The organism is Candidatus Accumulibacter contiguus (assembly GCF_012940005.1).
Classification (GTDB): domain Bacteria; phylum Pseudomonadota; class Gammaproteobacteria; order Burkholderiales; family Rhodocyclaceae; genus Accumulibacter; species Accumulibacter contiguus.
Window position 1 is genome coordinate 24354 of the sequence record NZ_SPMX01000031.1, and the last position, 12532, is coordinate 36885.

Annotated in this window: 10 protein-coding genes; 9 read left to right on the top strand and 1 reads right to left on the bottom strand. The window is 61.0% G+C overall.

Annotation, left to right across the window (positions count from 1 at the left end; all coding sequences use genetic code 11):
* The first annotated feature begins 175 nt into the window (after positions 1 to 175).
* From rpsA to E4Q08_RS12150, 7 genes are all read left to right on the top strand, one after another.
* Entirely contained in the window at positions 176 to 1873 is a 1698-nt protein-coding gene (rpsA, locus tag E4Q08_RS12120; protein WP_169070568.1) for a 30S ribosomal protein S1, read from the top strand.
* Positions 1874 to 1883: 10 nt separating this feature from the next.
* Positions 1884 to 2195, top strand: a complete 312-nt coding sequence (locus E4Q08_RS12125) for an integration host factor subunit beta (RefSeq protein WP_034915199.1) — start codon at positions 1884 to 1886, stop codon at positions 2193 to 2195.
* Positions 2196 to 2326: 131 nt separating this feature from the next.
* Positions 2327 to 3496, top strand: coding sequence for a lipopolysaccharide assembly protein LapB (gene lapB / locus E4Q08_RS12130; RefSeq protein ID WP_211203401.1), 1170 nt, complete (start codon positions 2327 to 2329; stop codon positions 3494 to 3496).
* A gap of 82 nt (positions 3497 to 3578) precedes the next feature.
* A complete protein-coding gene (gene rfaE1, locus E4Q08_RS12135; protein ID WP_169070569.1) occupies positions 3579 to 4511 on the top strand; it encodes a D-glycero-beta-D-manno-heptose-7-phosphate kinase in 933 nt (310 codons plus the stop codon).
* Positions 4512 to 4520: 9 nt separating this feature from the next.
* Positions 4521 to 5525 (top strand): ADP-glyceromanno-heptose 6-epimerase, encoded by a 1005-nt coding sequence (gene rfaD / locus E4Q08_RS12140; protein ID WP_034915197.1) that lies wholly within the window; start codon positions 4521 to 4523, stop codon positions 5523 to 5525.
* Positions 5518 to 6417, top strand: a complete 900-nt coding sequence (gene cysM / locus E4Q08_RS12145; protein WP_034915194.1) for a cysteine synthase CysM — start codon at positions 5518 to 5520, stop codon at positions 6415 to 6417. The genes rfaD and cysM overlap by 8 nt, the downstream gene beginning before the upstream one ends.
* 4 nt (positions 6418 to 6421) lie before the next feature.
* A complete protein-coding gene (locus E4Q08_RS12150; RefSeq protein ID WP_169070570.1) occupies positions 6422 to 7207 on the top strand; it encodes a 3'-5' exonuclease in 786 nt (261 codons plus the stop codon).
* A gap of 99 nt (positions 7208 to 7306) precedes the next feature.
* Here E4Q08_RS12150 and E4Q08_RS12155 read toward each other — a convergent pair whose 3' ends face one another.
* Positions 7307 to 8293, bottom strand: a complete 987-nt coding sequence (locus E4Q08_RS12155) for a DUF3616 domain-containing protein (protein ID WP_169070571.1) — start codon at positions 8291 to 8293, stop codon at positions 7307 to 7309.
* A 316-nt stretch (positions 8294 to 8609) separates the two neighbouring features.
* Between E4Q08_RS12155 and E4Q08_RS12160 the strand changes: the two genes are divergently transcribed.
* Positions 8610 to 9470 (top strand): amino acid ABC transporter substrate-binding protein, encoded by an 861-nt coding sequence (locus E4Q08_RS12160; RefSeq protein WP_034914858.1) that lies wholly within the window; start codon positions 8610 to 8612, stop codon positions 9468 to 9470.
* A gap of 76 nt (positions 9471 to 9546) precedes the next feature.
* Positions 9547 to 11982, top strand: coding sequence for a two-partner secretion domain-containing protein (locus E4Q08_RS12165; RefSeq protein WP_169070572.1), 2436 nt, complete (start codon positions 9547 to 9549; stop codon positions 11980 to 11982).
* Positions 11983 to 12532: the final 550 nt, after the last annotated feature.

A 12532-nucleotide genomic window follows, 5' to 3' on the forward strand; every position in this document is an offset into this window, starting at 1 on the left:
TTCCTTTGGTGTCACCAGCTCGACGCGTTGTTCCGTTGGCCCGGCAGGCAGGTACTGTCGCACCGGGTCTGTCGGTGCAGTGTCCTTGCTTCCCGTTGTGGTGCGCTTGCCAAGCCGGAACTGGTGATCGTTTTTAACTCACCCCGCATTTCTGCGGTTAGGTAACTCAACTCATATGTCAGCTAATCCCACCATGCTTGAAAGTTTTGCCGAACTCTTCGAAGAGAGCCTCGGTCGTCAGGAAATGCGTCCCGGAGAGGTCATCACCGCGGAAGTCGTGCGCATCGACCAGAACTTTGTGGTTGTCAATGCCGGTCTCAAGTCCGAGAGCTACATTGATATTGAAGAATTCCTGAGTGACAAGGGCGAACTCGAAGTCAAGGTCGGGGATTTCGTCCAGGTCGCCATCGAGCAGCTCGAAAACGGTTTCGGTGAAACCCGCCTGTCGCGCGACCGTGCCAAACGCGTCGCGGCGTGGAATGCACTCGAACAGGCCCTCAACGACGGCAGCCTGGTAACCGGCACCATCACCGGCAAGGTCAAGGGCGGACTGACGGTAATGACCAACAGCGTTCGCGCCTTCCTGCCGGGTTCGCTGGTGGACATGCGTCCGGTCAAGGACACCACCCCCTACGAAGGCAAAACCTACGAATTCAAGGTCATCAAACTCGACCGCAAGCGCAACAATGTCGTCGTTTCCCGCCGTGCCGTCCTCGAGGCCAGTGTTGGCGAAGAGCGCGATGCACTGCTGGCGGCCCTCAAGGAAGGCAGCATCGTCAAGGGTGTGGTCAAGAACATCACCGATTACGGCGCTTTCGTTGACCTGGGTGGCATCGATGGCCTGCTGCATATCACCGATCTGGCATGGCGCCGGGTTCGCCACCCATCCGAAGTGCTTGCGGTGGGTGACGAAGTGCAGGCCAAGATTCTCAAGTTCGACCAGGAAAAGAACCGGGTTTCACTCGGTCTCAAGCAGTTGGGCGAAGATCCCTGGGTCGGCATCTCGCGCCGCTACCCCCAGACCACCCGGCTTTTCGGCAAGGTCACCAACCTCACCGACTACGGCGCCTTTGTCGAGATCGAGCAGGGAATCGAGGGCCTGGTGCATGTCTCCGAGATGGACTGGACCAACAAGAACGTGCACCCGTCGAAGGTCGTTCAGCTCGGCGATGAAGTCGAAGTGATGATCCTCGAAATCGATGAGGATCGGCGTCGGATTTCCCTGGGGATGAAGCAGTGTGCTGCCAATCCGTGGGATGACTTCTCGATGAACTACAAGAAGGGCGACCGGGTCCGTGGCGCCATCAAGTCGATCACCGACTTTGGCGTCTTCATCGGTCTGCCCGGTGGTATTGACGGTCTGGTGCATCTGTCCGACCTCTCTTGGTCGCTGGCGGGTGAAGAAGCGATCCGCAACTTCAAGAAGGGCGACGAGGTAGACGCCGTGGTGCTGGCCATCGATACCGACAAGGAACGGATTTCGCTGGGTATCAAACAGCTCGATGGCGATCCCTACACCAGCTATATCGCGACTCACGACAAGAACAGCATCGCGCGTGGCGTCGTCAAGTCGGTCGATGCCCGCGGTGCGGTGGTGATTCTCGATGGCGACATCGAAGCCTATCTGCGCGCTTCGGAAGTGTCGCGGGACCGCATCGACGACCTGACCAAGGTGTACAAGGAAGGCGACAAGGTGGAAGCGATGATCATCAACGTGGATCGCAAGACACGTTCGATCAGCCTGTCGATCAAGGCCAGGGAGCAGGCCGAGCAGCAGGAGGCGATGCAGAAGTTTTCGGCTGACAGCAGCGCCAGTTCCGGCACCACGAATCTCGGGGCCTTGCTCAAAGCCAAGCTCAACAACCCGAACTAGGGTTTAGCGAATGACCAAGTCGGATTTGATCGCCCAACTGGCCGAGCGCTTCCCGCAGTTGGTCGCCAAGGATGCGGATCTGTCGGTAAAGATGATTCTCGCTGCGATGGAGGAGGCCCTGGCCCAGGGTGACCGCATCGAGATTCGCGGCTTCGGGAGTTTTTCCCTGAACTACCGGCCGCCGCGAGTGGGGCGAAATCCCAAGTCCGGCGACAAGGTCGAGGTTCCGGAAAAATGGGTTCCGCACTTCAAGGCCGGGAAGGAATTGCGGGAACGCGTCGACGGCGCTCTGGTTGATATAGACGCGGTGGACTCGATCTGAGTGCTCAGGCCGTGGCGGATGACGGGCGGTGACGAGAGTTGCCGCCCGTTTTTTTGTGGGAGGTGGATCAATGCATGCGCTGTCATGGGCTTTGCCGTGTGCGCGTTCGTCATCAAGAACCAGTCGACACCATGATTGAGTTCGAATACTGGCAGCTACTGCTTTTTCCCCTGTTCTTCGGGCTCGGCTGGGCCGCGGCACGCATCGATATCCGGCATCTCGTGCAGGAGTCGCGAACGCTGCCGCGTTCGTATTTCCAGGGACTCAACTTCCTGCTCAACGAACAGCCGGACCGTGCCATCGAGGCCTTTGTCGAGGCTGTCAAGATCGATCCCCAGACCATCGAGCTGCACTTTGCGCTGGGCAGCCTGTTCCGTCGTCGCGGCGAGACCGAACGCGCCATCCGCATGCACCAGAACCTCATCGAACGCGAGGATCTCAAGCAGGATTTGAAACTGCAGGCGCTGGCGGAACTCGGACAGGACTTTCTCAAGGCCGGATTGCTCGATCGCGCCGAAGAAATCTTTGACAAGCTGCGCGATTCGCCACTGGCCGAAGACGCGAAGCGCAACCTGCTCGAGATCTATCAGCTTGAAAAGGACTGGGGGAAAGCGATTGCGATCGCCTCGGAACTGCCCGATTACGCGTCACACAAGGAAATCGCCGAGTATCACTGCGAACTGGCTGCTGCCGAGCTGATTCGCTCGCGCTGTGATCTGGCGGTCGGCCACCTGCAGACGGCGCTGGAGCGCAACCGTAAATGCGTTCGCGCCAGCCTGCTCCAGGGCGACATCCTGCTCCAGCAGGATCAGCCGCTCGCAGCGATCGAATCCTGGCAACGCATCGAACAGCAGGATCCCACGTACCTGGCGCTGGTCGCGCAACGCCTGCTCGACGCTTTTCGCAAGCTCGATCGTCGCGACAAGGGCCTGCAACTGTTGCGCGGTTACCTTGAGCACTACCCTTCGCTGGACCTGCTCGACGTGGTTTTTCAACTGGTACTCGAGGGCGATGGGCCGGATGCGGCGTACAAGCTGGTGCGCGATGAATTGAAGCGTAATCCGACCCTGCTCGGTTTCGACAAGTTGCTGGAGGCGCGACTGCTGATTGCACCACCGGAGAGCCGCCCCGATCTCGATCTGGCCAAAGGGATCGTGCAGGGCTATACACGCCGCCTGGCCCGCTATCGATGCGATAATTGCGGCTTCAAGGCACGTCAGTTCTATTGGCGCTGTCCTGCCTGTGGCGGTTGGGAGACCTATTCGCCGAAGCGCACCGAAGAATTCGACCTCACACCTTAGGAGTTCAATTTGCCAGTCGCCATACGCGATACGGGGTGCATTCGCCTCATGAGCCGATCCCGCCGTTCCGGAAGTGGCCGCGATGCGCGTCCCTGATCTCTCGGCCGCGAGGCTGCTGATTGTCGGCGATGTGATGCTGGATCGCTACTGGTTTGGCGAGGTGACACGCATCTCGCCCGAGGCGCCGGTACCGGTGGTCAAGGTGGACCGCAGCGAAGAGCGCCCTGGTGGGGCCGCCAACGTCGCCCGCAACGTTGCTGCCCTGGGTGCGCAGGTTGCCCTGCTGTCGGTGATTGGCGACGATGAAGCCGGTCGCAGCCTGCAGAGGCTGCTGGCAGCAAGTGGCATCGATGCCAGCCTGCATCTCGACGCCGCGATCAGCACGACAGTCAAGCTGCGCGTGATTGGCCGGCAACAGCAACTGCTGCGCATCGATTTTGAGACTGCGCCCTCGCATGAGGTGTTGCGCGCCAAGCTCGTCGAATTTGCAGCGCGCCTGCCTGCATGCGACGCGGTGATCCTCTCCGATTACGGGAAGGGCGGCCTGACGCACATCGGCGAGATGATCCGATTGGCGCGCGCGGCCGGCAAGAAGGTTCTGGTCGATCCCAAGGGCGACGATTTCTCCAAGTACGCGGGTGCGACCATCGTCACGCCGAACCGCGCCGAGTTGCGCGAGGTGGTTGGTCGCTGGCACGACGACCGCGAGCTGGCGCGTAAGGCCCAGGCACTGCGAAGCGATCTGGAACTCGAAGCCTTGCTGGTGACGCGCAGCGAGGAAGGGATGTCGCTCTTCCATGCTGGCGGGGCGATCTACGAGCAGGCCGTGGCAAGAGAGGTCTTCGATGTTTCCGGTGCCGGCGACACGGTCATCGCCACCCTGGCAGTGATGCTGGCGTGCGGCGCGGCCTGGCCGGAGACCGTACGGGTGGCAAATGTTGCGGCCGGCGTCGTCGTCGGCAAGCTCGGCACCGCCGTGGTCAGTCATCACGAGCTGGCTGCGGCACTCAAGTGAGGTAAATCCATGTACACCATCGTTACCGGCGCAGCCGGCTTCATTGGTTCCAATCTCGTCAAGGGGCTCAACGAACGCGGCGTGCGCAGGATCATCGCCGTCGACAATCTGAGCCGGGCCGACAAGTTCCGCAACCTCGTCGATTGCGACATCGCCGATTACATCGACAAACAGGAATTCCTCGACCGCCTGCTGGCTGGGGACTTCGACGGCGACGTCGATGCCATTCTCCACCAGGGAGCATGTTCCGATACCCTGGAGAGCGACGGCCGCTACATGATGGAGAACAACTACCGTTACTCGCTGAGCCTCCTCGACTGGTGCCTGGACCAGGAAGTGCAACTGCTCTATGCATCGAGCGCGGCGACCTACGGTGGCGGAGGCGTTTTCCGGGAGGAAAGATCGCACGAAGCACCGCTGAATGTTTACGGTTATTCGAAGTTCCTGTTCGATCAGGTGGTCCGGCAGCGCCTTGCCGTCGCCGGTTCATTCAACTCGCAGGTCGTCGGTTTCCGCTATTTCAATGTCTATGGTCCGCGCGAATCGCACAAGGGACGCATGGCTTCGGTTGCCTTCCATCATTTTCAGCAGTTCCGCAGCCAGGGCAAGGTCAAGCTCTTCGAAGGTTGCGATGGCTATGCCGATGGCGAGCAGCGACGCGATTTCGTGCAGGTCGGCGATGTCACGCGCGTCAACCTGTTTTTTCTCGACCATCCGGAGAAGTCGGGAATCTTCAACGTCGGTACCGGCCGCGCACAGCCCTTCAACGATCTGGCGAGGGCCAGCGTCAATGCCTGTCGTGCCTTGTCCGGAGAGGCGGCACTGTCGCTCGCTGAACTGGTGCAACAGGGGCTGATCGAATACATTCCATTTCCGGTGGATCTCCAGGGCAAGTACCAGAGTTTCACCGAAGCCGACCTCAGCAGGCTACGCAAGGCGGGCTATGATGCCCCGTTTGCCAGCGTCGAGGAAGGCGTTGCAGAATACGTTAACTGGCTGAGCGAGCATGCATAAGACCCTTGAAGACTACGTCGGAGAAACACCACTGGTGCGTCTGCAACGTATACCGGGTGTCGCCAACGACACTCGCGGCAATACTCTTCTGGCCAAACTGGAAGGCAATAACCCGGCCGGTTCGGTCAAGGATCGACCGGCGCTGTCGATGATCGCGCGCGCCGAGCAGCGTGCCGACATTCAGCCCGGCGATACCCTGATCGAGGCCACTTCGGGCAATACCGGCATCGCCCTGGCCATGGCGGCGGCGGTGCGCGGCTATCGGATGATTCTGGTGATGCCGGAAAATCAGAGCATCGAACGCCGGCAGACGATGCGTGCCTTTGGTGCCGAACTGGTGCTGGTGCCCAGGGATGGCGGCATGGAACTGGCGCGCGACGTGGCCGAGAGCCTGCGCAACGAAGGACGTGGCATCATCCTCGATCAGTTCGCCAACCCGGACAACCCGTTGGCACATTACGAAGGTACCGGCCCCGAGCTGTGGCGCCAGACGGCCGGGCGAATCACCCATTTCGTGAGCAGCATGGGCACTACCGGGACGATCATGGGGGTGTCACGCTACCTCAAGGAACAGAACCCCGGCATCTGCATCGTCGGCTGCCAGCCCGAGGAGGGTTCGCAGATTCCCGGCATCCGCAAGTGGCCGGAAGCCTATCTGCCGAAGATCTTCGACCGCTCGCGTGTCGATCGCGTCGAATCGGTCGGGCAGAACGAGGCAGAAGAAATGACCCGCCGCCTGGCACGCGAAGAAGGCATTTTCGCCGGCATCTCGTCGGGTGGCGCCCTGGTCGTCGCCCTGCGGGTTGCCAGCGAAGTCGAGAACTCGACGATCGTCAGCATCGTCTGTGATCGCGGGGATCGTTATCTGTCGACCGGGGTCTTTCCCGCTTGAACGCATGAAGCCGGTTCTCGCTTTTGACATCGAGACCATCCCGGACGTCGAGGGCTTGCGCCGCCTGCATGGCCTGGACACGGCGCTTTCCGACGACGAGGTGGCGGAACTTGCCTTTCAGCAGCGCCGCGCTGCCAGCGGCAACGACTTCCTGCCGCTGCACCTGCAACGCGTCGCAGTGATCTCCTGCGCGCTCAGGGTCGGCAAGGATTTTCGCGTGTGGTCGCTGGCTGAACCCGAGCAGGGTGAAGCCGAAATCATTCAACGCTTCTTCGACGGCATCGAAAAATTCACGCCGCAGATCGTGTCCTGGAATGGCGGTGGTTTTGACCTGCCGGTGTTGCACTATCGCGGCCTGATGCACGGGGTGGTCGCGCCGCGCTATTGGGACCTCGGTGACGGCGACTACGCCGACAGCCGCGAATTCAAATGGAACAACTACATCAGCCGCTATCACACACGCCACCTGGACCTGATGGACCTGCTGGCGATGTATCAGCCACGTGCCAGCGTGCCGCTCGACGAACTGGCCAAGCTGATCGGTTTTCCCGGCAAGCTCGGCATGGATGGCAGCAAGGTGTGGGGCGCATGGCAGGCGGGCCGGAGCGCTGAAATCCGCGATTACTGTGAGACCGACGCACTCAACACCTACCTGGTTTGCGTGCGCTTTCGCCTGCTGCGCGGCGAGATTTCGTGTGCCGAATACGAGCAGGAGATTGCCTTGGTGCGAGCCGCACTGGGACAGATTGGCAAACCGCACTGGCAGGAATTCCTGGCTGCCTGGCAGTAGCGCAGCTGGTGTGATGCGATGCGCTAGTGTCGTAGCGGGGCTGCGCCTGCGAAGCCCACCTCCCACACGCCAGGATTCCCTGCGAATCCCCAAGGCTGATCAGTGGGCCGGGTCAGGCAAGGTCAAGGAAAAGCCACGAAATGATTTCTCGCCTGGCTTGGTGTCCTTGCACTGCTTGCCGTCGTCGCTGAGCACATAGATCTCGTTTTTCCCGGCTGCCGCGAAGAGCGCCTCCGGGTGCATGTCAGCGAAGTCGATCTTCTTGACCCGCTGCGGCGAATCGGCAGCCTTGCCCGACCAGATGTAGAGGGCGAAACCCTTGCCGCTTTTCTTGCCGCCAACAGGTCCGGCGACGATCGCGAAGCGGGGGGCGACGAAATCGATGCTGCGAATTCCTCGCTCGCCGAGATCGAGCGCAATCAGATCGCCGAAGACCGGCCTTGCCTTCTGGTCGATCACTGCCGCCGGATTCCTCAGCGGCAGCAGCAGCGCCTTGCCTTCCGACAGCGGATTGCGGAAGCCGATCAGGAGTTGTCCATCCGGGGTCGCGGTGAGGCCTTCGATGTTCAGGCCGCCCGGCATTTCGGGATCGATCGCCTGCTTGCTGGCCGTGCTGAGGACTGCAAACCTCGGATCGGCAGCGATGTCCTCGATGAGCCGGGTGTAGGGCGGCGTGGCCGCGCTGACCGTTGGTGAGGCAGCACTCGCAAGCACGTCGGTGGCAAAGAACTGCCGCCGCTGCGCCTTGATTTCGCCATCCTGGTTGCGGGCATGCGAGGAAATCCAGTAAATCCGGTCGCCGATGCGCGCGGCACCCTCGATGTCCGATTTCGTGGCCTTGGCCCTGGGCAAGCACTCGCCGCTGTTCCTGAGCAGCTCGACGCAAGCCACGGCTTCGGGCTTGCCGCGTTGATAGATGGTCAGGACGTGGCGATCATCGTCAGCGACGACGAAGTGCGTTTCGCCGAGCGCAACGGCAGCGGAAGCATCGCATAGGCCAAGGTAACGCGTCTCTTCTGCCTGAGCCGGGGCAGCCATCAGGAGAGAGTTCAGAAGCAGGGTGGTAATACGCATCGGGTAGTTCATCGTCGGTGATTTCCTTGAGGCACAGAGCCAAAGTATAGCCTTGTTGCGAGGCTCGGGCCGCAGGTAAGCGGGGGCAGGCCGGCGAACCTGGGAAAAACATTTTTCAAATCACCGTCGATCGATCAGAATCATGGCTTCACGGCCCCCTCATTTGGGGTGGCGATCTTCGCCATGACCGTTAATGTGAAAGTCGTGTCCGCGATTCACGAATCCTGCCCTCTCCCGCTTGCGGGAGAGGAGTCGGGGGTGAGGGAAACGGCCATGACTTCCATGATCGTAGGTGACTGGAAAAGTCATGACCGTTGGGAGGAGTTTCATGAAGCTGCATCCTTGGGTTCGGTGGGTGGCAACGGCTCTGGTCCTGGGTCTTGCCGTACCGGCGCAGGCGGCCGGGACACTCGACAAGATCCGGGCGTCAAAGACGATTGCACTCGGTTACCGCGAGAGCTCGGTACCGTTCTCTTACACTGGCGATGACAATCAGCCCTGGGGCTATTCGGTCGACCTGTGCACCAGGGTGGCGGCGGCGATCGTCAAGCAGCTTGACCTCGACGAGCTGCAGCTGCTGTGGGTGCCGGTGACGCCGGAGACGCGTATTGCCAGACTGAAGTCGGGAGCGATCGACCTCGAATGTGGTTCGACCACCACTACGCTAGCGCGCATGGAGGAAGTCGATTTCAGTCTGCTGACCTTCATCGATGGCGGATCTTACCTGTCGCGTCGGGCTGCCGGAATCAAGCGCTTCGAAGACCTGGCCGGCAAGCGGATTGCCGTCGCCGCCGGAACGACCAGCGAGCGGATGATTGCCACGGCACTGCTGGAGTACAAGGTCGCTGCCGAGCTGGTCAAGGTCAGCGATCACCAGCAGGGGATCGCGGCGATGCTGCAGGGAAAGGTCGAGGCCTATGCCTCGGATCGATCGCTGCTGATCGGACTCGCCCTCGATTCAGGCAGCCAGAATGACTGGTCGATCGGTCCCGAGACTTTTTCCTATGAGCCCTATGCCTTGATGATGCGCCGCAATGACGCGGCCTTTCGCCTGGCAGTGAACCGCGAACTCGCTCGCCTCAGTCGCAGCCGCGAGATGTACGCGATCCATGATCGCTGGTTCGGCATGCTCGGCAAACCGGGGCCGCGGCTGGAGAGTCTGTATTTCCTGAATGGTTTGCCGGAGTAGCCTGAAATAGCGTCGTGTTTCATGTTTGTCCCCGTATCGGCAAGATCGGGAACTGGTTGTGAGAATATACCTGCCCATGCCCTGCAAACCTCATTGGCAGTCCGTCGTGGCCTTGCTGGCAGCGGTCTTTTGCGCGTTGCCGGCACGGTCGGCGTCGACCATCGTCCGCGACGGGAGTATCGGGGCAGGTCCGACGCTGGCGCTGACGCCATCGGGGACGGTGACCAGAGGCGCGGTGACCTACCAGAAAATCGCCATTCCCGAAAGTTACGGACAGCGCGCAGGCGGCAATGTCTTCCATAGTTTCTCGAAGTTCGGCGTGGGGAATGGTGATGGTGCGGTGTTCACGATCAATGCCCCTGCCAGCAATGTCATTTCGCGCGTCACTGGCGGGCAGATTTCCGCGATCAATGGCTTGCTGAGCCTCGATCCAGGAGGTTCCGGCAGCGCTCCCAATGTCTTTTTCATCAACCCGGCGGGGGTGACCTTCGGTGTGGGGGCGGTCGTCGATGTGCCGGCGGCCTTGCACGTCAGCACCGCCAATTACCTGAAGTTTCCCGACGGCAATTTCCATGCCGATACCACGACCGCCAGCACCTTTTCCAGCGCCGCTCCGGAAGCTTTTGGTTTCCTCGGGACGACGCGAGCGACGATCACCGTCAATGGTGGAACTACCCTCAGACCGTCGTCGCCGTACCCGGCCAGCGTTACGGGGGGTGACCTCCGGATCGACCATGGAAACCTCGTGACTACCGGTGGCGGAGACCTCCGGGTGGTGGCGGTGGGGCAACCAGCCCAGGAAGTTTCCTTGTCCGGGAAGCTGCGGCCGGCCAATGGCAATCTCGATATCGTCAACGGCGGTACGATCCAGACCTTTGGCACTGGCGGGAGCGACGGCGGAAACATTGCCGTCAGTGCCGGAAATATCCGGGTTGATTCGGGGGACGGCGGATTTACGGGAATAAGAAGTCGAACAGAGAATGGAGCGGGAAAAGGCGGTCATCTCGACGTCGCTGCAACGAATGATATTTTGCTTACCAGCGCCGGGGTAATTGCATCGGATACCGCGACTTCCGGCAAGGCGGGCGGTGTGGAGGTGGCCGCACTTGGCAACATTGCGGTTCGCAACGGCGCGTATATCGATTCCTCCAGCTATTCTGCCGGTGATGCAGGTGCAGTGAAGGTCAGCGCCAGCAGTCTCACCATCGATGGCCCTGGTCCCTGGACCGGCATCAGCAGCGGTGCTTATGGAACGACCGGCAAGGCGGGCAGCGTGGCTGTGGCGGTCACCGGAATGCTGGAGATTCTCAACGGCGGATACCTCTATTCCTCGACCTTCTCTTCCGGCGATGCAGGTTCTCTGACGGTCGGCGCCGGCAGCCTCAGGATCGATGGCGCTGGCATCCGCAGCGGCACTTATGACAAAAGTACAGGTAACGCTGGGCACGTGGAGGTCGCCGCCAGCGGAAATATGGCCCTGGTCAACGGCGGGCTGATCGAGTCGTCCACCTGGTCATCGGGCAATGCCGGAGTGGTGGGTGTCCGTGCGGGAAGCATCACGATCGATGGGCGGGAAGGTGGCTCGACCGGGATTTTCAGTGTCGCCAGAGACGGCAGCACCGGCAAGGCTGGCCGCGTCGAAGTCGCGGCCAGTGGCAATATCGAGATTCTCAATCAAGGACTCATCACTTCCTCCACCGCATCGTCGGGTAATGCCGGTTCGGTGAAGGTCAGCACCGGCAGCCTCACGATCGAGGGGGCCGGCATTGCCAGCGGTGCTTTTGGAACGACCGGCAAGGCGGGCAGCGTCGAGATCCTTGCCCGCGATCATATTGCGATTCACAGCGGAGGAATCATCACTTCCTCTACCACATCGTCGGGAGATGCCGGTTCGGTGAAGGTCATCACCGGCAGCCTCAGCATTGATGGCCTGGGGGCCAACATCAGCAGTGCCGCTTTCGGAACGACCGGCAAGGCGGGCAGCGTGGAGGTCCTTGCCAGCGGAGATATCGGGATTCGCAACGATGGATACATCACTTCCTCTACCTCATCGTCGGGCAAGGCGGGCAGCGTGGAGGTCGCAGCCGCAGGGAAGATCGAGATTCTCAACGGCGGACAGGTCTACTCCTCTACCTACGCTTCTGGTGATGCCGGATCGGTGAAGGTCGGTGCGGGAGAGATTACCATTGACGGCCAGGGCTCGGCGAACAGTACGGGCATCAGCAGTGGTGCTTCCTCCAGCAGCACGGGCAAGGGGGGGGAGCGTAAACGTGCTGGCCACTGGAAAGATCGAGCTGCTCAACGCCGGCAGCATCGATTCATCGACCTTGTCCTCGGGGGATGCTGGATTGGTGAGAATCAGCGCCAACAGTCTCACCATCGATGGCCAAGGCTCTGCGGAGACTGGCATCAGCAGCGGCGCTTATGGAACGACAGGCAGGGGGGGCAGCGTCGAGGTGGCCGCCAGCAGGAATATCTCGCTGCTCAACGCCGGNNGANNCGAGTCCCTTGACCAGCAATGGTGAGGCTAGTGGCGCTGACTTTCACCGAACCTGCATCTCCCGAAGACAAGGTCGAGGAATCGATTCTGCCGGCGTTGAGCAGCAAAAGATTTTCAGTGGCATGCACTTCCACGCTGCCCCCCTTGCCTGTCACCCCGTAGGCACCGCTGCTGATGCGCGTCCCCTCGCCAGCGATGGTGAGGCTGCCGGTGCTGACTTTCACCGAACCTGCCTCCCCCGAAGACAAGGTCGAGGAATCGATTCGTACCGGCGTTGAGCAGCNNGATCNTTCCNGCTGGCCNGCNACCTCGACTTCGCCATACATCGCGCCGAACCCACCGCTAGGGAATAGATGGGCCATCCTGGCCAGATCGGAGGCCGTGTCTACCAGACCAGAGAGGATTCGGCACGGGCAACGCCAGTGCTGCGGCACTCTTGTCCAACCTGCGCAAATCTGCAATCGACCATGGAGCAAGAAAGGGCAGTAACGTGAGCAGGTTTCACGCGAGTCATCCTCAGGTCAGCGATGGCACGTTGCAGGCCTCGAACCACGTCAACCCA

Bases quoted from the DNA above. Each gene is read 5' to 3' on its own strand.
- rpsA (WP_169070568.1), top strand. From the start codon at position 176: ATGTCAGCTAATCCCACCATGCTTGAAAGTTTTGCCGAACTCTTCGAA.
- rfaD (WP_034915197.1), top strand. From the start codon at position 4,521: ATGTACACCATCGTTACCGGCGCAGCCGGCTTCATTGGTTCCAATCTC.
- cysM (WP_034915194.1), top strand. From the start codon at position 5,518: ATGCATAAGACCCTTGAAGACTACGTCGGAGAAACACCACTGGTGCGT.
- E4Q08_RS12125 (WP_034915199.1), top strand. From the start codon at position 1,884: ATGACCAAGTCGGATTTGATCGCCCAACTGGCCGAGCGCTTCCCGCAG.
- E4Q08_RS12155 (WP_169070571.1), bottom strand. From the start codon at position 8,293: ATGAACTACCCGATGCGTATTACCACCCTGCTTCTGAACTCTCTCCTG.
- lapB (WP_211203401.1), top strand. From the start codon at position 2,327: ATGATTGAGTTCGAATACTGGCAGCTACTGCTTTTTCCCCTGTTCTTC.
- rfaE1 (WP_169070569.1), top strand. From the start codon at position 3,579: ATGCGCGTCCCTGATCTCTCGGCCGCGAGGCTGCTGATTGTCGGCGAT.
- E4Q08_RS12160 (WP_034914858.1), top strand. From the start codon at position 8,610: ATGAAGCTGCATCCTTGGGTTCGGTGGGTGGCAACGGCTCTGGTCCTG.
- E4Q08_RS12150 (WP_169070570.1), top strand. From the start codon at position 6,422: ATGAAGCCGGTTCTCGCTTTTGACATCGAGACCATCCCGGACGTCGAG.